Source organism: Micromonospora sp. 067-2 (assembly GCF_046549295.1).
Taxonomy (GTDB): Bacteria; Actinomycetota; Actinomycetes; order Mycobacteriales; family Micromonosporaceae; genus Micromonospora.
The window spans coordinates 125,293-148,983 of sequence record NZ_JAJPWB010000005.1; the positions used below are offsets into that span (position 1 = coordinate 125,293).

Consider the following 23,691-nt stretch of genomic DNA (forward strand, 5'->3'; position numbering starts at 1 on the left):
GATGACGACCGCAACGCCCACCGTCGCCGCCGGCACCCAGAAGACCGCCGGCACCACGCTCGGCACCGCCGGGCGGGTCCGCAAGCGGCTCAACAGCCGTACCGCGACGCTCGTCTCGATCGTCATCGCGGTGGTCTGGACCATCCCGACCTTCGGCCTGTTCATCTCCTCCCTCCGGCCGGAGGACGAGATCAAGACCACGGGCTGGTGGACCGCCTTCACCAACCCGCAGTTCACGCTGGAGAACTACCAGCAGGTCCTGTTCGGGCGATCGTCGTCGTCCGGTCAGCTCGCCAGCTACTTCATCAACTCGTTGGCGATCACGATCCCGTCGGTGCTGTTTCCGATCGCCTTCGCGTCGCTGGCCGCGTACGCGCTGGCCTGGATCAACTTCCGCGGCCGGGACTGGCTCTACATCGCGATCTTCGCGCTGCAGATCGTGCCGTTGCAGATGGCCCTGGTGCCGCTGCTGAAGTTCTTCTCCACCGGCGTCACCGTCGGCGGCGTGACCCTCATGCCGGCCTGGGACCTGGTCGACGAGCAGAAGTTCGCGCAGGTGTGGTTCGCGCACACCTGTTTCGCGCTTCCGTTCGCCGTCTACCTGCTGCACAACTTCATCTCACAACTACCCGGTGAGCTGATGGAGTCGGCCCGGGTCGACGGGGCCAGCCACCCGAAGATCTTCCGTAGCATCGTGCTGCCGCTGATCACCCCGGCCCTGGCCGCGATCGGCATCTTCCAGTTCCTCTGGGTGTGGAACGACCTGCTGGTCGCGCTGATCTTCGCGGGCGGCGGCAACGAGACCGCTCCGCTCACCGTCCGGCTGGCCGAGATGGCCGGCACCCGGGGCAACGAGTGGCAGCGGCTCACGGCAGGCGCGTTCGTCTCGATCGTCGTACCGCTGGTCGTCTTCCTGTCCCTCCAGCGCTTCTTCGTGCGAGGTCTGCTCGCCGGCAGCGTCAAGGGCTGACCTGGTTGCCGCGCCGTCGCCCGGCCCCTCGGGCGGCGGCGCGGCAACCAGGTACCGAGCGGGGGAACCGTGACGAAGATCGATGATGTCGCCCGGCTGGCCGGAGTGTCCACGGCCACCGTCTCACGGGCCATGCGCGGGCTGCCGACGGTCTCTGCCGCCACCCGGCGCCGGGTGCTCGCCGCCGCCGAACAGCTCGACTACGAGGTCTCGCCGAGCGCGTCCCGGCTCGCCGGCGGCCGGACCGGCACGGTCGCGGTGGTGGTCCCCCGGATCACCCGCTGGTTCTTCGGCACGGTCGTCGAGGCGGTCGAGGCGTTCCTCCACGAATCCGGCTACGACCTGCTGCTCTACAACCTGGGAGGCCGGGAACAGGTTCGCCAACGGGTGCTGCGCACGGCCAACCTGCACAAGCGGGTGGACGCGATCATGCTGGTCGCCACGCCGCTGCGGCCGACCGACCTGACCGCGCTGGCCACCCTGGACCTGCCCGGCGTCACCATCAGCTCGGGAACGAGGGTGCCCAACTGGCCGTGCGTGCGGATCGACGACCTGGCCGCCGCCCGGACCGCCACCCGGCACCTGCTCAACCTCGGCCACTCCCGGATCGCGCACATCTCCGGCGATCCGGACGACGAGTTGGCCTTCACCACCCACCTCGACCGGCGCCGGGGCTACCAGGCGGAGCTGCGGGCCGCCGGCCTGCGGCCCGACCCGAGCCTCGACGTCGAGTCGTCATTCACCATCGACGGCGGCAACCGGGCGGCCGCCGAGCTGCTGGCCCGCGGCGAGCCGCCGACCGCGATCTTCGCGGCCTGCGACGAGATGGCGATGGGCGCGATGACGGCGCTGCGCGACGCCGGTCTGCGCGTACCGCAGGATGTCAGCGTGATCGGCGTCGACGACCATGACCTGGCGGGTGTGCTGGGACTCAGCACCATCGCCCAACCCGCGGCCGAGCAGGGTCGACTGGCCGCCCGGATGCTGCTCGACCCGCTCGGCGCCCCGAGCGTGGGCCCGATCATCGGCCAGCGGACGGCCGGCCGCGAGACCCCGGTGATCCTGCCCACTCGACTGGTGGTCCGGGAATCCACCGCACCACCCCGGGCACACTGAACGGACCCATCACGACACGGGAGACCACCCTGAACACCGACCCGACGCAGCAGATCCCCTCCGGCGACCCCGTTCCCGGCTGGTGGACCGAAGCCGCCATCTACCAGATCTACCCCCGCTCGTTCGCCGACTCGGACGGAGACGGGATCGGCGACCTGCCGGGCATCACCGCCCGCCTCGGCCACCTCGTCGAGTTGGGCGTGGACGCGGTGTGGCTCTCCCCGTTCTACCCGTCGCCGCAGGCCGACGCCGGATACGACGTGGCCGACTACCGGGACGTCGATCCGCTGTTCGGCACGCTCGCCGACGCGGACAAGTTGATCACCGAGGCCCGCTCGCGCGGCCTGCGGGTGATCGTCGACCTGGTGCCGAACCACACCTCGTCGGCGCACCGCTGGTTCCAGGCAGCGCTGCCCGCCGCGCCAGACAGCCCGGAGCGGGCTCGGTACATCTTCCGCGACGGCCTGGGCCCGGCCGGCGATCAGCCGCCGAACGACTGGCAGAGCGTCTTCGGTGGCCCGGCCTGGACCCGGACGCTCGGCCCGGACGGACGGCCCGGTCAGTGGTACCTGCACCTGTTCGACACCGGCCAGCCGGACCTCAACTGGAACAACCCCGAGGTGCACGCCGAGTTCCTGGACGTGCTGCGGTTCTGGCTGGACCGTGGCGTGGACGGGTTCCGGGTGGACGTGGCGCACGGCCTGATCAAGCAGGCCGACCTGGCCGACTGGCAGGAGCCACAGGAGATCCTCTCCGGCAACGAGGTGGACAAGCCGCGCCCTCCGATGTGGGACCAGGAGGGCGTGCACGAGATCTACCGGCAGTGGCGGCAGGTTCTGGACAGCTACCCCGGTGAGCGGGTGCTGGTCGCCGAGGCCTGGGTGGAGCCGGCTGAGCGGCTGGCCCGCTACGTCCGCCCGGACGAGATGCACCAGGCGTTCAACTTCGAGTACCTCCTCGCCGCCTGGACCGCGCCCGCCCAGTACGCGGTGATCACCCGTTCGTTGGAGGCGACCGACTCGGTCGGTGCGCCGACCACCTGGGTGCTGTCCAACCACGACGTGGTGCGGCACGCCTCCCGACTCGGCCTGCCGATCGGCACCGTCCGCCCCAACGGCATCGGAATCGGCGACCCGCAGCCGGACGCCGCGGTCGGCCTGCGCCGTGCCCGGGCCGCCACGCTGCTGATGCTCGCCCTGCCCGGCTCGGCCTACCTCTACCAGGGCGAGGAGCTGGGGCTGCCCGAGCACACGACGATGCCCGACGAGGCCCGACAGGACCCGACCTGGGCGCGTAGTGGGCACACCCAGCGTGGCCGCGACGGCTGCCGGGTGCCGATCCCGTGGGAGGCCGACGCCCCGTCGTACGGCTTCGGCCCGACCGACGCCAGCTGGCTGCCGCAGCCACCACAGTTCGCGGAGTACGCCCTGGACCGGCAGCGCGACGTGCCCGGCTCGACGTACGAGCTGTATCGCACGGCCCTGCGGCTGCGTCGAGCCCACGGGCTGGGTCGCGGCACGCTGGAGTGGCTGTCCTCCGGCGACGAGGTGCTGACGTTCCGCAACGGTGACCTGACCGTGCTGACCAACTTCGGCGACACCCCGGTACCGGTCCCGGCCGGCGCCGAGGTGCTCGCCACCAGCGCACCCCTGCAGGACGACGCCGCGGTCCCGACCGACGTCACGGTCTGGCTCCGCGCCTGATCCGCGCCGTCCCCCCGCACCATCCCGCCGGCCCGTGCCCCCACGCACGGGCCGGTGGGCGTTCGCGGGAGCGGTTCATCGCACCGGTCAGAGGCGGTCGGCGCGGGCGTGCAGCAGGTCGTGCACGTTGTCGATGTCCGCCGGTGAGGTCCGCGAGGCGAGCCAGTACATGACGCCGGTCGGTATGAAGAAGAGTTGGAAGGCGGCCAGGCCGACGGCGAAGTTCAGCGGCGGCGGGAACGCCGTACGGAGCCCCTGGAAGACCAGCCCGACCAGCCCGTTGCCGGTCGCCCGGCCGACCCCGTTGACCAGGTTGCCCAGGCTGTACACGGTGCCCCGGTGCTCCGGCGGGTTGACGTCGGCGATCAGAGCGAACCAGTTCGGTGAGTTGGCCGACGTCAGCGCCAGCGCCACCACCGCGGTCAGCAGGCTCAGCCCGACCGTCGGTTCGGTGAACACACTGGACAGCACCGCGCCGACCACGGCGCCGCTGCTGCCGCCGTCCGGCACGTCGATGGTGACCGGCACGAAGAACAGCACCAGGTAGAACGGCAACGCGGCGAGAATGCCGACCGCGGCGACCAGTGCCCGACCCCGAGGGGTACGGCGCTGCACCGCGTCGCCGACCAGCCCGCCGACGATCGAGAGCACCCCGCCGAGCTGGAACAGCGTGGCGAAGACACTGCCCACCACCACCGCCGTCGAGGCCGAGTAGCCCTGGGCCTCGGCCCGCTCGGCGAAGAGGACCGGTAGCCACACCAGTGAGCCGAAGGCGGCCTGCGCGGTCAGGCCCTGCAGAATCAGCCACCGATTGGTCCGGCGGGCCAGGATTCGCGGCAGGTCGGCCCGACTGATCCGGTAGTCGTACTCGGCCCCGGCGTGCAGCGCGCCGGCCAGCTCCGGCTCGCTCTGGCCACGCCGAATGTCGTAGGTGAACAGGTAGGCCGCCGTGGCGACCAGACCCACACCGGTCAGCACCAGGAACGGCCGCCGCCAGTCGGTCGCCCCGAGCAGCCCGCCGACCAACGTGCCGGCCAGCGTGCCGACCCCCTGGGAGAGCCCCCAGAAGCTCATCACCAACCCCCGTCGGGTCGGCGAGATCAGGTCGGTGACCACCGAGAACCCCACCGAACCCACCGCGCCCAGACCGACGGCCGCGACCATCTGCGCGGCGAGGAACGTCAGGTAGCCGCCGGCGAGAGCGCTGCCGCCGGTGCCCGCCGCCCACACGAGAGTGCCCACCATGAGCAGCGGCTTGCGGTTGGTGCGGTCGCCGACGTACGCCCACCCGACCGCGGCCACCGCGCTGACCAGGAAACTGACCGCGGTGACCAGACCCAGCAACCGCCCCGACACTCCGAACGCGTCGGAGATCGGGCCGTAGAGCGGCGGGACCAGCCCGATCGCCACGTTGTCCAGTGAGGCGAGCAGCACGAACACCACGACGCTGTACAACCGGTGCGCCGGGCCACCGCCCCGGGCCCGCCGGGGCCCGTCACTGGTCAGGGTCATGACCGGCAGCCAACCAGACTCCGACGACGAGTGCGTCACGCGGGTGGGTCCCGCCGTCGGTCAACGACGGTCGAGGACCAACCCCCGAGCGGCGGCGTACTGGTCACGGACGGCGGGAACGGGCTTGGCGTCGTACTCCTCGGTGCCCTCGACCGTCCACGCAGGCGGCGTGGGACCGCCCAGGGCGACCCAGGCGGCCTGGCGGGCGGCACCGTCCGCGACGTACTCCCCGGGCGGCGGAGCGACCACCGGGCAGCCGAAGACCTGCGGCGCGATCCGGCGCACCGCGGCCGACCGTGCCCCGCCGCCGATCAGGATGACCCGGCGGACGGTGGCGCCCTGCGCGGTCAGTGCGTCCAGGCCGTCGGCGAGCGCGCACAGCATGCCCTCCACGGCGGCACGGGCCAGGTGCGCGGGCGTCGAGGTGCGCAGGGTCAGTCCGTGCAGCGCGCCGGTTGCCGACGGCAGGTTCGGCGTGCGCTCCCCCTCCAGGTAGGGGACCATGACCAGCCCGTCCGCCCCCGCCGGTGCGGACAGTGCCAGATCGGCCAGTTCGTCCAGGCCGACCCCGAGCATCGCGGCGGCGGCGTCCAGCACCCGGGCGGCGTTGAGCGTGCAGACCAGCGGCAGGAATCGACCGGCCGCGTCGGCGAAGCCGGCCACCGCGCCGCTCTCGTCGGCCGCCGCGACGTCGGCGACACTGAAGACCGTGCCGGAGGTGCCGATCGAGACGATCACATCGCCCGGGCCGGCACCGACGCCGAGCGCGGCGGCGGCGTTGTCCCCGGTGCCCGCGCCGAGCAGCGCAGCGCCCGGCCCACCCAGTTCGCCGGCCGACAGCCGCCCAGCCGATTCGGCCGGACCGAGCACCTCTGGCACGACCAGTCGCCGGCCGAACGCCCGCTCCAGCAGGTCCAGGCGATACTCGCCGGTCGCCGGGCACCAGTAACCCGTACCGCTGGCGTCTCCCCGGTCGGTGCGCAACGCGGCCAGCCCCGGAGCGCCGGCCAGCCGCCAGGTGAGCCAGTCGTGCGGCAGGCAGACGGCGGCCACCCGGGCCGCCAGCTCCGGCTCGTGCCGGGCGAGCCAGCGCAGCTTGGTCACGGTGAAGCTGGCCACCGGCACACTGCCGGTCGCGGCAGCCCAGAAACGGCGCCCCCCCGTGCCGCCGCCGGCCTCCTCGACCAGGTCGGCGGCGGCGTCGGCGGAGCGGGTGTCGTTCCACAGCAGCGCCGGGCGGACCACCCGGCCATCCTCGTCGAGGCAGACCATGCCGTGCTGCTGGCCGGCGACCGAGACCGCCGCCACGTCGGCCAGCCCACCGGCCTGGTCGGCGGCGCTGCACAGGGCCTGCCACCAGGCTTCCGGGTCGACCTCGGTGCCGTCCGGGTGCGGCGCCCGCCCCTGCCGGAGCAGGGCACCGGTCTCCGCGTCCCGGATCACCACCTTGCAGGACTGTGTGGACGAGTCGACGCCCGCGACCAGCGGCATGGCGGCGCTCAGCGGGCGCCGAGCAGGTGCTCGACGGCGAGCTGGTTGAGCCGGACGAAGCCGAAGCCCCGGGCGGCCACCGCGTCGACGTCGAACTCCTCGAAGGCGGACCGGTCGCCGAGCAGGTCGTCGTAGCCCTCTCCCGGGCTCAGTGTCGGCGTGCTCAGCTCGCCGACCCTGCTCGCGGCCAACGCCTCGACCACCTCCGGGTCGGCGCGGAACGCCGCGGCCCGCTCCTTGAGCAGCAGGTACGTGCTCATGTTGGCCGCCGCCGACGCCCACACCCCGGCCATGTCCTCCGTTCGGGAAGGCTTGTAGTCGAAGTGCCGGGGGCCGTCGTAGGTCGGGCCGCCGTCCGGACCGCCGTTCTCCAGCAGGTCCACCAGGGCGAACGCGTTCATCAGGTCGCCGTGGCCGAAGACCAGGTCCTGGTCGTACTTGATGCCGCGCTGGCCGTTGAGGTCCAGGTGGAACAGCTTGCCCTGCCACAGCGCCTGGGCGATGCCGTGGGCGTAGTTGAGCCCGGCCATCTGCTCGTGCCCGACCTCGGGGTTGAGGCCGACCAGCTCCGGGTGGGCCAGCTGGGAGATGAAGCCGAGCGCGTGCCCGATGGTGGGCAGCAGGATGTCGCCGCGCGGCTCGTTGGGCTTGGGCTCCAGCGCGAAGCGCAGGTTGTAGCCCCGGTCGATGACGTACTGGGTGAGCAGGTCGACCGCCTCGCGGTAGCGGTCCAGTGCGGCACGGACGTCCTTGGCGACGTCGTACTCGGAGCCCTCGCGGCCGCCCCACATCACGAAGGTGCTGGCGCCCAGCTCGGCGGCCAGGTCGACGTTGCGCAGCACCTTGCGCAGCGCGTAGCGGCGGACGTCGCGGTCGTTGCTGGTGAAGCCGCCGTCCTTGAAGACCGGGTGGGTGAAGAGGTTGGTGGTGACCATCGGCACCACCAGGCCGGTCTCGTCGAGGGCCTTGCGGAACCGGGCGACGTGCTGGTCGCGGGCGGCGGCGTCGACCCCGAACGGGATCAGGTCGTCATCGTGGAAGGTGATGCCGTACGCGCCCAGCTCGGCGAGCCGGTGCACCGCCTCGACCGGGTCCAGCTCGGGGCGGGTCGCGTCACCGAACGGGTCGCGGGCCTGCCATCCGACGGTCCAGAGCCCGAAGGAGAACTTGTCGGCGGGGGTGGGACGGGGTGCCATCAGGAACCTCCGGGGGTGGTGTGGTCCGCTATTTGTTCAGCGATTGAATTATTTGCGTGACCTATGACACTGTCAAGGGGTGCGCCCCGCCAACGCCCCAGCCGGTGCCGTCCGTCAGGGCAGCCTGCGCGAGCTCAACCTCGCCCTGGTGCTCGGGCGCATCGCCGCCGCCGACCGACCGCCGTCCCGGGCCGACCTGGCCGCAGCGACCGGCCTGACCCGGGCCACCGTGTCCGCGGTGGTCGAGGACCTGCTCGCCGGCCGGTTGGTCAGCGAGGCCGACCCGGCCCCCCGGGCCGGCGCCGGCCGCCCGGCCCGGGGTCTCGTACTGGCCGACCAGGGACCGGCCGGGCTCGGCCTGGAGATCAACGTCGACTACCTGGCGGTCTGCGTGGTGGACCTCGCCGGCCAGGTCCGACACCGCACCGTGCACCGGGCCGACCTACGCCCGGTCGACCCCGCCGACGCCCTGGCCCACCTGGTCGAGCTGGCCGGACGGGCCCGCGCCGACGCCGCCCGGCAGGGCCTCACCCTCGCCGGGGCGGCGCTCGCCGTGCCCGGCCTCGTGGACGACGCCGGGCTGGTTCGGCTCGCACCGAACCTCGGCTGGCGGGACGTGCCGGTGCCCGCGCTGCTCGCCGCGCACGCGCCGCTGACCGAGCACGTGCCCGGCGTACCGGCACTGGTGGTGGACAACGAGGCGAACCTCGCCGCGCTGGGCGAGCTGCACTCCGGGTCGCCCGGGCCAGCCAGCTTCCTGCACATCTCCGGCGAGGTCGGCATCGGCGCCGGGATCGTGCTGGACGGGGCGCTGTTCCGCGGAGTCCGCGGTTTCAGTGGCGAGATCGGGCACCTCCCGGTCCATCCGCAGGGACGCCCGTGCCGCTGCGGAGGTCGGGGCTGCCTGGAGCAGTACGCCGGCCAGGAGGCGATCGTGGCCGCTGCCGGCCTCGCTCAGGCGGAGCTCCCCGCGGACACCGCCACGGTGCGACTGGCCGAGCTGGCCGAGGCCGGCGACACCGCCGTGCTGCGGGCACTGGGCGACGCCGGGACCGCGCTCGGTGTCGCGGTGGCCGGCGTGGTCAACCTGCTGGACCTGGACACCGTGGTGCTCGGCGGCGGGTACGCGCCGCTGGCGCCCTGGCTGTGCCCTCCGGTGCTCGCCGAGATCGCCGCCCGGGTGCTCACCGCCGCCTGGTCACCGGTCACGGTCCGGCCGTCCACGCTCGGCGCGGAAGCCGCCGCGGTGGGTGCGGCCGGCTCGGTGGTACGCCGGATCGTCGCCCGACCGGGCGGCTGGCTGGCCCGCTGCGGCTGAGCGGCACCCCGGTCCGGCCATCCGCGTGCAGTGCCCGACGGCGGTTTACGGTCGACGGCTGGATCTCAGGCGGTGCGTGCCACCGGTGGCTCGCCGGGCGGCTGCTCGCCCCGCGACTGCCGCCGGGCGGTCTCGTCGAACTCCCGCACCCCGCGCAGCAGCGCCGCGCGCCCCGCCGGGCTCATCTCGGCCAGCACGGCCGCGAGCTGCTCCTCACGTCGGGCACGCAGGTCGGCGAGGAGCCGCCGGGCATCCGGGGTGAGGTGCAGGGCGATCTCCCGCCGGTCGAGGCGACCCGGCTCGCGCTCCAGCATCCCGGCGGCGACCAGCCGGTCGCACAACCGACTGGCGGAGCTGAGCAACATGTCGAGTCGGGTGGCGAGCCGACGCAGGTTGATCCCGTCGAACTGCTCCACCACCATCACAGCCCGTAGCTGAGCCCCGGAGACCCGGTTGGTGGTGCCCTCCCGGGCGGACTCCCATACGGTCAGCAGGGCAGCTGCCGACGCGTCCAACGCGGCGGCCATACTCGTCCGGGGATCCGGTGGAGGGTGTCGTTCGGCCATGGTGGCCCGAGATTACTCCGAACCCGCTGGTGGTCGAGCTTTGATCGAGGGAGGGGTGATGAGCGAACCGGTCGGTCGGGCACGACGCACCCTGAACAGGACACCCGCCGACGACCTTGTCGGTGGGGTCGGCGACGAGCTGGCCCGGTCGTACGGCATCACCGACGCGGAGCTCTACCAGGTCGACTATCGGCTCGCGGAGCTCCTGCCCCTCACCGAGGGTGACCCGATCACAGGGGCCGGACAGCCCGCCTGGCGCGCCTTCGACCACCAGTCGCCGGTCCTCGCCGACGACACGGCCTGGTTTCCGGTGAGCATGCGCGGCGAGCGTCGGGGAGTGCTGCGACTGACACCGGTCCCGGACGACCCGACCATCGTCGGCGAGTTGGCCGACATCGCCACCGCGCTCGCCCACGAGCTGGCCGCCGTCTCGGCCGGCACCGACGTCTACCGCACCGCTCGGCGCAGCCAACGGCTCACCCTGGCCGCGGAGATGCAGTGGGATCTGCTGCCGGGCCGCAGCCGGATCCGACCCTCGTTCAGCCTGGCCGGGCAGCTGGAGCCGGCGTACGCGGTGCGCGGCGACAGCTTCGACTGGGCCGACGACAGGCAACGACTCTGGTTGTCCACCATCAACGGCAACGGCGAGGGTGTCGCCGCCGCCCTGCTCACCGCGTTGGCCACCCACGCGCTGCGCAACGCCCGCCGGGCCGGGCTCAGCCTCGCCGACCAGGCCGCCCTCGCCGACCAGGCCCTGTACGACGAGTACCGGGGTCAGCGGCACCTGTCCGCGCTGCTGATGGAGGTGGACCTGCGCACCGGGGTGCTGACGGTGGTCGACGCCGGCTCGCCCCGCCTGGTCCTGCTGCGCGACGGCGATGTCACCGAGCAGCCGCTGGAGGCGCAGTTCCCGCTCGGTATGTTCGAGGCGACGGACTATCACGAACAGCGGATCACGCTCGAGCGCGGCGACCGGCTGTTCGTGGTCAGCGACGGGGTGCTGGACGCCACCGGCCGCGACGTGCGGTACGGCGAGACGGCGCTGGACCGGTTCCTGCGGCGGACCGGTTCGCTGGAGCCGCTGGACGCGGTCCGGTCGCTGATCGGAGACCTGCGCGCGTTCGTGTCCGGCGACCTCGTCGACGACGCGGTGGTGGTCTGCCTGGACTGGACCGGCCCGCATCCGTGACCGGCCCCGGAGACCGTGGGCGGGGAGCACGCCCGTCGGCGCTCAGTACGCGCCGCGACTGTTCAGTACGGCGCCGAAGGTCTTCCAGAGGATGGTGAGGTCGGCGGCCAGGGACCAGTTCTCCACGTAGTAGAGATCCAGCCGGATGCCGTCCTCCCAGCTCAGGTCGGACCGGCCGCTGACCTGCCACAGGCCGGTCATGCCGGGCTTGACCAACAGCCGCCGGGCCACGTCGCCGTCATAGCGGGCCACCTCCGAGGGCAGCGGCGGACGCGGCCCGACCAGGCTCATCTGCCCCAGGAACACATTGACCAGCTGCGGCAGCTCGTCCAGCGACCACTTCCGCAGCAGCCGGCCGACGCGGGTCACCCGGGGATCGTCGCGCATCTTGAACATCAGGCCGTCGGTCTCGTTGCGGGCGGCCAGCTCACCGAGCAGCACGTCGGCGTTCACCACCATGGTGCGGAACTTGAACACGCCGAACTCCTGCCCGCCCCGGCCGACCCGGACCTGCCGGAACAGCACCGGGCCTCGGCTGTCCACCTTGATGGCCAGCGCGACAAACGCGACCAGGGGCAGCAGCACCGCCAGCGCCATCGACGACGTGGACCGGTCGACGAAACCCTTCACGAGCTTCCGCGCGCCGCGGAACTCAGGCGCCTCGACGTGGATCAGCGGCAGGCCGGCGACCGGACGGGTGTGGATCCGCGGGCCGGCCACGTCGGTCAGCGCGGGTGCCACGACCAGGTCGACGCCGGTGCCCTCCAGCTGCCAGCCGAGTCGGCGCAGCCGGGCGGCGGTCAGCTCACCGGAGGCGGTCACGGCGACGGTGTCCGCGCCGATCGCGGTGGCGGCCCCCGGGATGCCCCGGAACGAGCCCACCACCGGCACGTCACCCAGCCGCTGCGCCACCGGCGCCAGCAACGCGTCCGGGATGCACGCGCCAACCACCTGGTAGCCCGCGTACGGCTCCCGGCGCAACGTGTGCACCAGATCCAGCACGTGCGCGGTGTCGCCGACCACCAGCACCTTCCGGGACCAACCGGCGCCCCGCGAGCGGGCCCGGTGCAGCCGCTTCCGGGCGGCGAACCGGACGACCTCCAGCCCGACGGTGCCCACCAGGAAGGCGATGCCGAGGAAGCCTCGGGAGACCCCGGCGTCGAAGACGTACCCGGCGATGGCGATCGCACCGGCCAGCCGCAGACTCGCCGTGCTGACCCGCCGGTACTCGTCCGCCCCGTAACCGATCACCCGGTCGTCGTAGCAGCCGAGCGCCTTGAGCGAGATCAGCCAGGCGAGCGCCAGCCCCGGGGCCACCAGCACGTACGGGATCTTGGAGCCGCTCGGCTCCTCGTCACCGAAGCGGGCGACGTACCCGACGAACAGAGCGACGATGAGGATGGTGGTGTCCAACACCACCAGGATCCGGACGTACGCTCGTTCGTCGGCGCGCGCCACCAGCCCGGGCGGACGACCGTCCGGCGTCGTGGACGTGCTGGCGGGGGTCGACAGTGTCGCAGCGGTCACCGGCCCTCCCACTCTGCTCAGGACGGCCCCGGACGACGGGTCGGACCGGAGGCGAACCGACGTCCGCCGGAACACGTCGATATCCTGCCCCGACAACTGTCGTCGCCGTTTACTTCCGACGTATTGCCGTCAGTTTTCGCGGTCCCTGAGCGCCGAAAAGGGCCCGCCGTACCGGATTGCGGTACGACGAGCCCCTTTCGTACTGTGCGTCGACTCAGCGCGGCGCCGGGGGGCGGAGCGCGATGGCGTTGAGGAAGATGGCGCCGATTTCGGTCGGGTCCTTGGTGACGAAGCTGCCGCCACCGGTCACCTTCGTGATCGACTCCAGCTCGGCCTTGTTGACGCCCTCACCAATGCCGATCATGACGACCTGGACCGGCCGCTCCGGGTCGGCGAGCCGCTTCAGCTCGGCGAGCAGCTGGGGCTGGGAGATGCCGTTCTTGTCCTCGTTCTCGCCGTCGGTGAAGAGCACGACCGAGTTGACCCGGCCGGGCTGCCAGTCCGCCTGCACCGTCTTGTAGGCCGCGAGCATGGTGTCGTAGAGGCCGGTGTCGCCTTCTGACGGCTTGACGGTGCCGAGCTGTGCCTCCAGCTGGGCACGCTGACCGGAGAGCGGAGCGATACCCACCAGCTCGCGGTAGTCCCGTTTGCCGACCAACTCGGTGGAGAAGGTCCACAACCCGATCGACCAGGAGTCGTCGAAGAGGCCGAGGCCGCGACGGGCCGCGTCCACGGTGACCTCCTCCCGGCTGCGGTTGTTGGCGCTGGGGACCTTGTCCTTCATCGACCCAGAGACGTCGATGACGCAGAGCATCCGGCCGGACTGGGTGGCCACCGACCAGCTCGTGACGACCCGCTGTATGGCAGCCGGGTCCAGTCCACCCGCGGCGGTGCCGCCGGTCGTCGGCGCGGTCGACGCGCCGCCGGCCGGGCTCGGCGCGCCCTGCGGCGCCTTGAAGCCGGAGCCCCAGTTGCCGTCCGGAGCACGCAGCGACTGCGCCGCCAGCCGGTTACGGAACGTGGAGGTGGTGAGCAACTCGAACAGCACCTTGGCCGCCGACGCCTTGGACGGCTCGATGCCAGGCAGCACCGCGTACGGGTAGTCCAGCGGGGACGGCGCCGGCTCGAGATAGAGCGCGGCGAGCTTGACCGGCGGCTCTTTGCTGTTGTACGCGATCACATCTTCTTCGGACAACGCCGCCGCGCCGAGACCGCTCGCGATGGACGTCGGGTCCTTCGCGGTCGGGAAGCGCGCCAAGAGGTCGTTGCGCAACGAGGAACGCCCCGTGGCCAGCGCCCGCAGCGCACCGACGGTGTTGCGCTGGGCGTCGCCGCCGGCGGCGCTCGCGGCCGTGGTCAGCGAGAGCAGACCGGACAGGCCGGCGGCGTCCCGGGTCGGCTCGACGATCCCGGTCCGCAGCGGCTTGCTGCTGTTGACCTGCTTGAGCAGATCGGTCCAGGTGAACTTGGCTTTGGGCCAGCCCAGTCGGACGGCCACCGGCTCGGGCATCGCGACGACGACAGGGCTGCGCGCGATGGACGCGCCGTTGGTCGGAGCGAACGCCGTCGCTTCCTTCTTCAACCGCAGCAACCACATCGAGGAGTCCGGCACCCAGACGTCCGGGGTGACGGCGATACCGCTGGCCTGTCCCACACCGGCCAGGATGGCACCGTGCTTGGCCGCCACGACGGCGGCGACATCAACCGGGTCGGACGCCGAGACGTCCACCCGGATGCAGGTGCCGCCCACCGCGGCACCGTCCTTGGTCCACTGGGAGGCGGCGGCGTCCACCGCTGGCGCGAGCTCGGAGGCTACTGCCACCGCGAGCCGGATCTCCCCCGAACAGCTGGGCTGGATCAGCTCTCGATAGCCGAACCAGACGCCGGTCGTGACGACGAGAACCGTCGCCGTCGCGGCGGCGGCTGCTAGATGAAGTTTCGAACGCATGCGATGGCGGCCTGCTGACACGGTGACCATCTTGCGTAATAGATTCCGTCCCTGCCATGACCGTTCGGCCTAAAGTTACGCAGGAGCAACAGTTGATCACCGATTAACGACGCAGAGTGATGACACGGTCCCGTGGTGTTGTCAAACCCGCGTCACCCTCGCGTCTCCTCGGTCGGCTTCGGCGACTTACGGCAGCACGCAGGTCGGGCTCGGCAGCGGCACGGGCTCTCCGACCGGCACCGGGACGCCGGTGTCGCCGTCCCGCCGGAACACCCGCACCATGTCCGCCCGTTCGTCGGCGACGTACAGGTGCTCGCCGAGAAACGCGAAGTGCCGGGGCCACTCGCCGCCGGTATCCACTTCGGCCACCAGCTCGGGCACCTCGCCAGCCAGGGTGAAGACGGCGAGGGTGCCCACCCCCCGGTTGGCGACGTACAGGAACCGGCCGTCCGGGCCGAGGGCAACCTCCGACGGCTGCACGTGACCGGTCCGCTCGCTCGCTTCGACCCGGCCGCGCTGGTGCAGTGCGCCGTCGTCGGTCAGCTCGTACGCGGTCACCGAGGCATCCAGCTCGCCGACCAGGTAACAACGCCGCCCGTCGGGATGGCGGGCCAGGTGCCGAGGCCCGCTGCCGGGTGTCGTGCGCATCCGTGGCCCGCGTGGGACCAGTCGACCGCTCGCGTTCTCCAGGTCGTACCGGTAGACCGAGTCGGTGCCCAGGTCCACCGCGAGCAGCGGCCCCCCATCCGAGGACGGGGACACCATGTGGGCGTGCGCCCTCTCCTGGCGCTCCGGGTTGGGGCCGTGCCCCTCGTGCACCACCAGGTCGGTGCGTTCGCCGGGCACACCCTGCGGGTCGAGGGGGAAGACCGCGATGCTGCCGCTGCCGTAGTTGGCCGCTGCCAGATGGCCACCGTCGGGCAGCACCGCCAGATGACACGGCTCGGCGCCGCCCGTCGACCGGCTGCCCAGCGGGTCCAGCGAACCGTCGGCCCCGACCCGCCAGGCGCTGATCGCCCCGTCGGTCAGCTCGTTGACCGCGTAGAGCACCGGCTGGGTGGGGTGCCGCGCCAGGAACGAGGGCGACGGGGTGACCGCCACCGTTCCGAGCGGGGTCAGCGCCCCGGTGGTCGGGTCACGGCGGGCCGCCACGATGCCACTGCCCCGCCCGCCGCTCTGCGCGGTGTAACCCCCGATGTGGACGACCTCGCCCTGACCACTCACGTCCAACCCCTCCGCCGGCATCCTCCAGATCCAACCAGAGGCTGCCCGCGATGCCGGTCCGTTAACCGTTTCCGGCACCGCGTCCCGCTCAGGCGGCCGGCACCGGCTCCCCGCGCTGCCGGGCGACATGCTCGACCAGCGAGATCAACACCATCTTGCCGGACTGCCGGTCCCGGGCGTCACAGAGCACCATCGGCACGTCCGGGTCCAGGTCCAGCGCCCGGCGTACGGTCTCCAGGGTGAACCGCCGGGCATCGTCGAAGCAGTTGACGCCGACCACGAAGGGGATGCCGCGCTGCTCGAAGTAGTCGATGGACGGGAAGCAGTCGGCCAGGCGCCGGGTGTCGGCGAGCACCACGGCGCCGAGAGCGCCGAAGGCCAACTCGTCCCAGAGGAACCAGAACCGGTCCTGTCCCGGTGTGCCGAACAGGTAGACCTGAAGGTCCTCGTTGATGGTGATCCGACCGAAGTCCATCGCCACCGTGGTCGTCGACTTGCCCTCCACCCCGGAGATGTCGTCGGTGCCGATCCCGGCACCGGTCAGCACCTCCTCGGTCTGCAACGGGCGGACCTCGCTGAGCGCACTCACCAGCGTCGTCTTGCCTGCTCCGAAGCCTCCGGCGATGAGGATCTTCAGTGCCAGCGGGATCGTGGTGCCCGAGCCCACATGGTCATAGCGCACGGAGTCCACTGACCACCGCCTTGAGGATGTCGTCGTCGGGAAGGTGGCCGGCGGCCGGCTCGTGCACCGCGACCCGGCCCTGGGCGAGGAGGTCACCGAGCAGCACCCGGACCACCCCGACCGCGAGGTCGAGCTCGGCCGCCAACTCGGCCACCGAGACAGGGTGGCGGGCCAGCGCGACCAGCCGCCGGTGCTCCGGAAGCAGCCGAGGGTCGCCCGCCGCTTCGAGGTCGGACCGGGCCAGGACGAACGCGACCAGGTCGAAACCGTCGACGGCGGAGCGTACCCGGCCGCCGGTGAGGGTGTACGGGCGCACCACCGGGCCGGCTTCGCCGTCCAGCCACTCGTGCTGCGGCCCGGGCGGCTCAGCCCGCATCACCGGCACCGGCAGACGTTCGGGGCGGCGCGGTGAGGTTCTCCCCCACCCGGATCACGAGCATCGCCATCTCGTACGCGACAAGCCCGATGTCGGCGTCGGCGTCGCTCACCACGGCCAGGCAGGTGCCCTGCCCGGCCGCGGTGACGAAGAGGTACGCCGACTCCATCTCGACCACGGTCTGCCGGACCGGGCCGCCGTCGACGTGCCGGCTCGCGCCCCGGGCCAGGCTGGAGAAGCCGGCGGCCAGGGCGCAGAGGTGCTCCGCGTCGGAGCGCTCCAACTCGGCCGAGGAGCCGAGCAGCAGCCCGTCCGAGGAGAGCACCACCGCCTCCCGGGCGGCGGGTACCCGTTGCACCAGCTCGTCGAGCAGCCAGTCGAGGCCGGTGCTCTGCTGTGTCGTATGCCGCACTAGGCGTCCCTCTCACTCGCGGTCGGGGTTTCGGAGGCCGCCGCCGGTCCGGGCGTGGCGGCGGGCGAGGCGGGTCCCGGGGCATCGGGAGCCACCGGGGCGACGACGGTGGCGCGGCCCCGGGCGGTGCCCGCCTGTAGCGCCGACATCACTCGGCGTACGTCCTCCGGTGATCGGGACGTCGGGCTGTCGGCGACGGCCGCTCGCGGCCGGGCGGCCGGGGTGGTGCGCCGCACCCGCCGGGGCAGCCCGTCCAACTCGTTCTCTGCCTCGCCGGCGGCCGGCGAACCGTGGTCGCCCAGCTCGGTGGCGCTCGACCCGTTTCCTGCTGGCGCGTCCGCAGCCGGCGTACCGGCGGCCGGAGCGGACGGAGCACCTGCGGCGACCGGTCGGTTCCGGCCTGTCCGCGGGCGGGGTACGGCGCCCCGACGGCTGGTCCGGGCCGGCCGCCGGTCCGGGCCGGCCGGCGCGGCGCCCGGCGCGGTCGGGTCGGGGCCGACCGGCGGCTCGGCGGTGACCAGGTCGGAGGGGACCAGCGCCACGGCGCTCACCCCGCCCTCTCCGGACGGGCGCAGCCGTACCCGTACGCCGTGCCGGGCGGCCAGCCGGGCAACCACGAACAGGCCGAGCCGCGCGCTCTGGGCGGGGTCGAACTCGGGTGAACTGGCCAGCCGCTGGTTGGCGGTCTCCAACGCCGCCGCGGACATCCCCAGCCCATGGTCGGTGATCTCCAGGGCGTAGCCGTCGGCCACCTGTTCCCCGGTCACCGTGACCCGGGTGTCCGGGGGCGAGAAGGCGGTGGCGTTCTCGAGCAGCTCGGCGAGTAGGTGGATGACGTCGCCGACGGCCCGGCCCAGCACACCGGCCGGCTGCACGGAGGTGATGTCCACCCGGTCGTACGCCTCGACCTCGGAGATCGCCCCCCGGACCAGGTCGACCATCGCGACCGGGTTGCGCCAGCCCCGGCCCGGCGCGGACCCGGCGAGGATGACGAGGTCCTCGGCGTGCCGGCGCAGACGGGTGGCGAGGTGGTCCACCTGGAACAGCTCGGCCAGCTCGTCCGGGTCCTCGACGCGTCGCTCCATCCGGTCCAGCAGGTGCAGCTGCCGGTGCACCAGACCCTGGCTGCGCCGGGCGATGTTGAGAAAGACCTCGTTGAGCCCTCGGCGCAGGGTGACCTCGTCCACCGCGGCCTGGACGGCGGTGCGCTGCACCTCGGTGAAGGCTCGCCCGACCTCGCCGATCTCGTCGTGGCCGTACTCCAGCGGAGGTGCCTCGCGCGCGACGTCGACCTGCTCGCCGCGGCGCAGCCGGGTCACCACGTCCGGAAGGCGGTGCTCGGCCAGTTCCAGAGCGGCCGTACGGACACCGCTGAGCCGTTGGACCAGTGTGCGGCCGACCCGCACCGCCACCAGCACCGAGACCACCACCGCGACGAGCCCGAGCAGCCCGGCGGCGGCCAGGCGAGCCAGGATCCGGACCGCCATCGGCACCGAGCGGTCGGCGAGCCCGTCGGCCTCGGCCAGCTCGAAGTCGCGTAGCTGCTGCTGCACGGCGTCGTAGCTGGCCTGCCAACTCGCCGCGTCCACCGGCGGCCGGCCGGTCCGGTCGGCAACGACCAGCGTGTCCTGGATGGTGCGCAGCCGGGTGAACGCCTCGCCCTCGGTCAACCGCTGGTAGGCGGACCGGCCGGCCTCGGGCAGGTCGGCCAGCGCGCTCTCGGTGAGCCACCGCTGGTTGCCGATGGCCTGCACGAGCTGGGTGTGCTCCCCCTCGGCGAACCGGCCGGCGGTCAGCGCGCCGGCCAGCAGGGCGTCGGTCTGGCCGAGCAGCTCGCGGGCGCGGCCCAGCGTGGTGAGTGCCAGCGCCTGCCGATTGACGGCGGGGTCGGTCAGGTTCGCCATGCCGGCGAACGCCTGGAAGGCCGACGAGATCATGCCGTTGTAGAGGCCGACCGCCCCGGCCCGGTCCACCTTGCGGTCGTCGATGAAGGCCCGGCCGGCCGGCAGCGCCGCGAGGGCGGTGACGAGCTGGTCGACCCGGCTGTCGAGCAGGTCGTCGGCGGCAGCGCGCAGCTGCTTCCCGTCGACCCGGCGCCGCAGCTCGGTGACCGCCCGGTCGGTGCGCTGCCGTTGCTCCGCCAGGGCGGGCAGCTCGCTGGTGCCGGCGAGCTGGACCACCGAGAGCCGGCGTTCCCGTTGCAGTTCGGTGACCACGGCCTCGCCCGGGCGGCCCAGATCGTAGAGGAGCGTTCGGGCGGAGAGCAGGTTGAGGGCGGGTCCGAAGGTCAGCGTGGTCGCGAAGATCCACAGCGCCAGCAGCGCGGTCACCGGCACGACGACCAACGCGGTCACCTTCGAGCGGATCGGCCAGTCGCGGGTTCTCATCAGACCTCGCCCGTACAGGGGTGGCAGGAGGGGCGCCGGCTGCGCCCGGCCGGAACGCCGGGCACCGGCGCGGGCGCCTTGGGCAGGATACGTAATCGCCAGCCGTTGCACTACCGCCTGTCGCGCCGAGATCGACGCTGCGAAACGCACCCGGACCGGTACGCCGAGCGCACCTTCCGCGAGGCCAGCAAGGAAAGTGCGCCGGATCGGGATTGGCGATCACTACGCGGAGGGAATACCGGGTAATGAAGGAGGAGCCCATGTCGCCCACGCAGATAATCGTCATCGTCCTCGTCGTACTGGTGATCGTCGCGGCACTGGCCGTGGCCGCCCGGTCGCTCACCCGGCGCCGCGCCCTGCGCAACCGGTTCGGACCGGAGTACGACCGGGTGGTGGCCGAGCAGGACAGCCGGTCCGCCGCGGAGCGCGAGCTGCGCGACCGGGAACGCCGGCACGCCGACCTCACGCTCACCCCGCTCGACCCGGAGTCCCGGGCCCGCTACGCCGCCGCCTGGGAGGAGCTCCAGGTCCGTTTCATCGACTCGCCGAGCGGCACCGTGGGTGACGCGGACGAACTGGTCACCCGGCTCATCGAGGCGCGGGGCTACCCGACCGGGGACTTCTCCGACCAGACCGCCCACCTCTCCGTCGACCACGCCCGCACACTGACCAACTACCGGGACGCGCACGAGATCCACCTGCGTAACACCCGGGGCGAGGCCAGCACCGAGGAGTTGCGCCAGGCGGTCGTGCACTACCGGGCACTCTTCGCCGACCTGCTCGGCGAGGAGCCGGTCGGTCAGGACACGCCCGAACAGCGCCACCCGGACACCCCGCACGACGCCACGAGCCGCTGAGGAGGCCACCGATGCGCCACGAAGACCAGCAGGTGAGCAACGACCATCCGGAGGCCGTCCGGTCCGCGCCCGTTCCGGTGCCGCCGGCCGGTGACCGGGCCGGCCACTCGGACGTGCCCGAGGACGTCCTGGACGACCGGGGCACCTTCGACGACCCGTCCGTCGCCGCGGAGCGGACCGACGGCTCCGACCGGGATGCCGCACACGACCCGGCCGACGGCTCCGACCGGGATGCCGGCTACGACCCGGCCGACGGCTCCGACCGGGATGCCGGCTACGACCCGGCCGACGACTCCGACGCGCGCCACGGGCGGGACGACCGTTCCACCGACGAGGGCGGTTTCCACGAGCCGGGGCCACTGCCGACCGTGTTCGGCGCCACCACCGTCTCCGACGCGGTGGCCGCCTCCGCGCTGGCCAGCCCCCGCCCGCAGGACCAGCCGGACCCCAGGGCCGAGCGGACCGCCCGGCCGGGCGACGGTGCCGAGGACGGCGAGCCTGTGGGTCTGCGGGCGGACCCCACGGCCGAGTTGCACCAGCGCGACACGGATGTCGACGACGACGGCCGCCTCGACGACGACGGCCGCCTCGATGCCGACGACCGCCTCGATGCCGACGACCGCGTCGACACGGTCGGCTACGGCAGCGCGACACCGGAGTCGGTCGATCCGGACGCGGACGGCGGCCCGGTGTCCACCGACGTCGCGGCCACCTCCCTGGAGTCTGCCGGGACGTCTCGACCTGCCGGGTCGACCGTCGCGGCGGAGCCGGCTTCGCTGCTGGACGCCGACACCGCGCAGGGGTTCCGGGATCGCTGGCGGGACGTGCAGCTGCGCTTCGTGGACGATCCGCAGGCCGCCGCCGGCGAGGCGCAGTCGCTGGTGGAGGAGGCCATCCAGGCGCTCGCCTCGGCGCTGGCCGCGCAGAAGAACACGCTGGGCGGTTGGCAGGACGCCGGTTCGGCGGATACCGAGCAACTGCGGGTGGCGGTACGCCGCTACCGGGACTTCCTGGACCGCGTGCTGGGTCGCTGAACGACGCACTCCAAGGGCGTCCTGGCCGGTAGGCCGGGGCGCCCTTCCTCGATGGCGCGAGACCACCCGACCGGGCCCGAACACACCGCACAAGACGGCAGGTGTGAAACCACTCGTGTCGGGTAATACGGCGCGCGCTATCCAGAGGCTCAGCGGGATGAGAGGTCACGGGGATGGACGACGGCGGCGGTCTTCGGCTCAACTTGAACGGTCTGGACTACCTCATCCTGGCCCTGTACTTCATCACCGTCCTCGGGGTCGGCTTCGCCGCCCGCCGCGCGATCCGCACCAGCGTCGACTTCTTCCTCTCCGGCCGGTCCCTGCCGGCCTGGGTGACCGGTCTCGCCTTCGTCTCGGCGAACCTGGGCGCACTGGAGATCATCGGGATGGCCGCGAACGGCGCCCAGTACGGCGTCATGACGGTGCACTACTACTGGATCGGCGCGGTGCCGGCGATGGTCTTCCTGGGCATCGTGATGATGCCCTTCTACTACGGCTCCAAGGTCCGCAGCGTGCCGGAGTACCTGCGGCTACGGTTCAACCGCCCCACCCACCTGCTGAACGCGCTCAGCTTCGCCGTCGCACAGGTGCTGATCGCCGGCGTGAACCTCTACGCGCTGGCCCTGGTGATGCAGGCGCTGCTCGGCTGGCCGCTCTGGACCGCGGTCGTGGTCGGCGCGGCGATCGTGCTGGCGTACATCACCATCGGTGGTCTGTCCGGGGCGATCTACAACGAGGTGCTCCAGTTCTTCGTCATCCTGGCCGGTCTCATCCCGGTCACCGTGATCGGCCTCGTCAAGGTCGGCGGGGTGAACGGGCTGATGGACGCGGTCCGCGACTCCAAGCTCGGCGAGGCGGGCCTGCACGCCTGGCAGGACACCGGCAGCACGGACAACCCGCTCGGTGCGCAGTGGCTCGGCATCGTCTTCGGCCTCGGCTTCGTGCTCTCCTTCGGCTACTGGACGACCAACTTCGCCGAGGTGCAGCGGGCACTGTCGGCGAAGAACATGAGCGCCGCCCGCCGTACGCCGATCATCGCGGCGTACCCGAAGCTGTTCATCCCCCTGGTCACGGTGATCCCCGGCCTGGTGGCGCTGGTGACGGTGAAGGGGCTCGGCGCGGAGAGCGGCGACCTGCAGTACAACAACGCGATTCCGCTGCTGATGCGCGACCTGCTGCCCAACGGTGTGCTCGGCGTCGCGGTGACCGGCCTGATCGCCTCGTTCATGGCCGGCATGGCTGCCAACGTGAGCGGCTTCAACACGGTGTTCACCTACGACATCTGGCAGGCGTACATCCGGCCGAACCGACCGGACGACTACTACCTGCGGATCGGCCGGTACGCGACGGTGGCCGCCGTGGTGTTCGGCATCGGCACCGCGTTCATCGCGGCCGGCTTCAGCAACATCATGAACTACATCCAGGCGCTCTTCTCGCTGTTCAACGCGCCCCTGTTCGCGACCTTCATCATCGGCATGTTCTGGAGGCGGATGAGCGCGCTGGCCGGTTTCTGGTCGCTGCTGCTGGGCACCCTGGCGTCGCTGGTGACGTACCTGCTCTACAAGGGCGGCGTGATCGGCTTCAACTCCGACCTGGAGGAGAGCTTCTGGGGCGCCGGCATCGCGTTCGTCACGGTGGCGATCGTCGCCGTGGTCCTCACTCCGCTCACCGCTCCCAAACGTGACGAGGAGCTGCGTGGGCTGGTCTACGGGTTGGGCGGCGTCGACCTGAAGGGCGACGTGCTCGCCGGCGACGCCGTCTGGTACCGCTCCCCCGTGCTGCTCGGCGTGATCGCGGTCGCGCTGGCCGCCCTCTTCTACATCCCCGTCTTCTAGGAAAGGGTTCGGCAGATGGACAACCAGGGCCAGCCGGCACAGGACCCGCTGATCGACGAGGCGCAGGCGGAGCAGCGCCGCTCCGCCGCCGCACGGCTGTTCGACATCCGCCGGGTGATCGGTGGCCTGTTCGTGGTGTACGGGATCATCGTGGCGTTGATCGGCGTGTTCGACAGCCGGGCGGAGATCGACAAGGCCGAGGGAGTCCGGATCAACCTGTGGGCAGGGCTCTCGATGCTCGTCTTCGGCCTGCTCATGCTGCTCTGGCAGTGGGTGCGTCCGGCGGAGGCACCCTCGGCCAACGAGAAGGAACCCGGCCACTGACCTCGGCTCGCGCGTCGGGCGGCC

General features: G+C 72.2%; 20 protein-coding genes. 9 read left to right on the forward strand and 11 right to left on the reverse strand.

Annotated elements, in window-relative coordinates:
• Position 1: 1 nt before the first annotated feature.
• The 3 genes from ACLJN9_RS13425 (at position 2) to ACLJN9_RS13435 (ending at position 3,789) form a co-directional block, all read left to right on the forward strand.
• Positions 2-970 (forward strand): carbohydrate ABC transporter permease, encoded by a 969-nt coding sequence (locus ACLJN9_RS13425; protein ID WP_410811575.1) that lies wholly within the window; start codon positions 2-4, stop codon positions 968-970.
• A gap of 69 nt (positions 971-1,039) precedes the next feature.
• Positions 1,040-2,086 (forward strand): LacI family DNA-binding transcriptional regulator, encoded by a 1,047-nt coding sequence (locus ACLJN9_RS13430; RefSeq protein ID WP_410811576.1) that lies wholly within the window; start codon positions 1,040-1,042, stop codon positions 2,084-2,086.
• An 8-nt stretch (positions 2,087-2,094) separates the two neighbouring features.
• Complete coding sequence (locus ACLJN9_RS13435; RefSeq protein ID WP_410811982.1) at positions 2,095-3,789, forward strand: glycoside hydrolase family 13 protein; 1,695 nt, start codon at positions 2,095-2,097, stop codon at positions 3,787-3,789.
• Positions 3,790-3,876: 87 nt separating this feature from the next.
• Here ACLJN9_RS13435 and ACLJN9_RS13440 read toward each other — a convergent pair whose 3' ends face one another.
• From ACLJN9_RS13440 to xylA, 3 genes are read right to left on the reverse strand one after another with little or no spacing between them, the layout of a single operon-like run.
• The gene (locus ACLJN9_RS13440; protein WP_410811577.1) at positions 3,877-5,301 is read right to left on the reverse strand and encodes an MFS transporter; all 1,425 of its coding nucleotides are present in this window, start codon (positions 5,299-5,301) and stop codon (positions 3,877-3,879) included.
• Between the two features lie 60 nt (positions 5,302-5,361).
• Complete coding sequence (gene xylB, locus ACLJN9_RS13445; protein ID WP_410811578.1) at positions 5,362-6,792, reverse strand: xylulokinase; 1,431 nt, start codon at positions 6,790-6,792, stop codon at positions 5,362-5,364.
• Positions 6,793-6,800: 8 nt separating this feature from the next.
• Positions 6,801-7,988 carry a xylose isomerase gene (gene xylA, locus ACLJN9_RS13450; protein WP_410811579.1) on the reverse strand — a complete coding sequence of 396 codons (1,188 nt, stop codon included), beginning with the start codon at positions 7,986-7,988 and terminating at the stop codon, positions 6,801-6,803.
• 79 nt (positions 7,989-8,067) lie between these two features.
• On the opposite strand from xylA, the gene ACLJN9_RS13455 reads away from it, so the two are divergent.
• Positions 8,068-9,306, forward strand: coding sequence for an ROK family protein (locus tag ACLJN9_RS13455; protein ID WP_410811580.1), 1,239 nt, complete (start codon positions 8,068-8,070; stop codon positions 9,304-9,306).
• Between the two features lie 65 nt (positions 9,307-9,371).
• Here ACLJN9_RS13455 and ACLJN9_RS13460 read toward each other — a convergent pair whose 3' ends face one another.
• Positions 9,372-9,872, reverse strand: coding sequence for a MarR family winged helix-turn-helix transcriptional regulator (locus ACLJN9_RS13460; RefSeq protein WP_410811581.1), 501 nt, complete (start codon positions 9,870-9,872; stop codon positions 9,372-9,374).
• 58 nt (positions 9,873-9,930) lie between these two features.
• Here ACLJN9_RS13460 and ACLJN9_RS13465 point away from each other — a divergent pair, with 58 nt between their 5' ends.
• The gene (locus ACLJN9_RS13465) at positions 9,931-11,061 is read left to right on the forward strand and encodes a PP2C family protein-serine/threonine phosphatase (protein WP_410811582.1); all 1,131 of its coding nucleotides are present in this window, start codon (positions 9,931-9,933) and stop codon (positions 11,059-11,061) included.
• A 42-nt stretch (positions 11,062-11,103) separates the two neighbouring features.
• On the opposite strand, the gene ACLJN9_RS13470 is transcribed toward ACLJN9_RS13465, so the two are convergent.
• The 7 genes from ACLJN9_RS13470 to ACLJN9_RS13500 all read right to left on the reverse strand — a co-directional run bounded on the left by ACLJN9_RS13470 (position 11,104) and on the right by ACLJN9_RS13500 (position 19,617).
• Positions 11,104-12,588 (reverse strand): sugar transferase, encoded by a 1,485-nt coding sequence (locus ACLJN9_RS13470; protein ID WP_410811583.1) that lies wholly within the window; start codon positions 12,586-12,588, stop codon positions 11,104-11,106.
• Between the two features lie 214 nt (positions 12,589-12,802).
• Positions 12,803-14,557 carry a substrate-binding domain-containing protein gene (locus ACLJN9_RS13475; protein ID WP_410811584.1) on the reverse strand — a complete coding sequence of 585 codons (1,755 nt, stop codon included), beginning with the start codon at positions 14,555-14,557 and terminating at the stop codon, positions 12,803-12,805.
• Positions 14,558-14,722: 165 nt separating this feature from the next.
• The gene (locus ACLJN9_RS13480; protein ID WP_410811585.1) at positions 14,723-15,760 is read right to left on the reverse strand and encodes a lactonase family protein; all 1,038 of its coding nucleotides are present in this window, start codon (positions 15,758-15,760) and stop codon (positions 14,723-14,725) included.
• Between the two features lie 88 nt (positions 15,761-15,848).
• Positions 15,849-16,451 carry a GTP-binding protein gene (locus ACLJN9_RS13485; protein WP_410811586.1) on the reverse strand — a complete coding sequence of 201 codons (603 nt, stop codon included), beginning with the start codon at positions 16,449-16,451 and terminating at the stop codon, positions 15,849-15,851.
• Complete coding sequence (locus ACLJN9_RS13490; RefSeq protein WP_410811587.1) at positions 16,432-16,818, reverse strand: DUF742 domain-containing protein; 387 nt, start codon at positions 16,816-16,818, stop codon at positions 16,432-16,434. Before ACLJN9_RS13490 ends, ACLJN9_RS13485 begins: the two co-directional genes overlap by 20 nt.
• Positions 16,808-17,230: a roadblock/LC7 domain-containing protein gene (locus tag ACLJN9_RS13495; RefSeq protein ID WP_410811588.1), complete on the reverse strand. Its 423-nt coding sequence runs from the start codon at positions 17,228-17,230 to the stop codon at positions 16,808-16,810. Before ACLJN9_RS13495 ends, ACLJN9_RS13490 begins: the two co-directional genes overlap by 11 nt.
• Positions 17,230-19,617 (reverse strand): nitrate- and nitrite sensing domain-containing protein, encoded by a 2,388-nt coding sequence (locus ACLJN9_RS13500; RefSeq protein ID WP_410811589.1) that lies wholly within the window; start codon positions 19,615-19,617, stop codon positions 17,230-17,232. Before ACLJN9_RS13500 ends, ACLJN9_RS13495 begins: the two co-directional genes overlap by 1 nt.
• A gap of 260 nt (positions 19,618-19,877) precedes the next feature.
• On the opposite strand from ACLJN9_RS13500, the gene ACLJN9_RS13505 reads away from it, so the two are divergent.
• The 4 genes from ACLJN9_RS13505 to ACLJN9_RS13520 all read left to right on the forward strand — a co-directional run bounded on the left by ACLJN9_RS13505 (position 19,878) and on the right by ACLJN9_RS13520 (position 23,667).
• Positions 19,878-20,474: a hypothetical protein gene (locus ACLJN9_RS13505; RefSeq protein ID WP_410811590.1), complete on the forward strand. Its 597-nt coding sequence runs from the start codon at positions 19,878-19,880 to the stop codon at positions 20,472-20,474.
• Between the two features lie 11 nt (positions 20,475-20,485).
• Positions 20,486-21,508: a hypothetical protein gene (locus ACLJN9_RS13510; protein WP_410811591.1), complete on the forward strand. Its 1,023-nt coding sequence runs from the start codon at positions 20,486-20,488 to the stop codon at positions 21,506-21,508.
• A 173-nt stretch (positions 21,509-21,681) separates the two neighbouring features.
• Positions 21,682-23,343, forward strand: a complete 1,662-nt coding sequence (locus ACLJN9_RS13515) for a sodium:solute symporter family protein (protein ID WP_410811592.1) — start codon at positions 21,682-21,684, stop codon at positions 23,341-23,343.
• 15 nt (positions 23,344-23,358) lie between these two features.
• Positions 23,359-23,667, forward strand: a complete 309-nt coding sequence (locus ACLJN9_RS13520; RefSeq protein WP_410811593.1) for a hypothetical protein — start codon at positions 23,359-23,361, stop codon at positions 23,665-23,667.
• Positions 23,668-23,691: the final 24 nt, after the last annotated feature.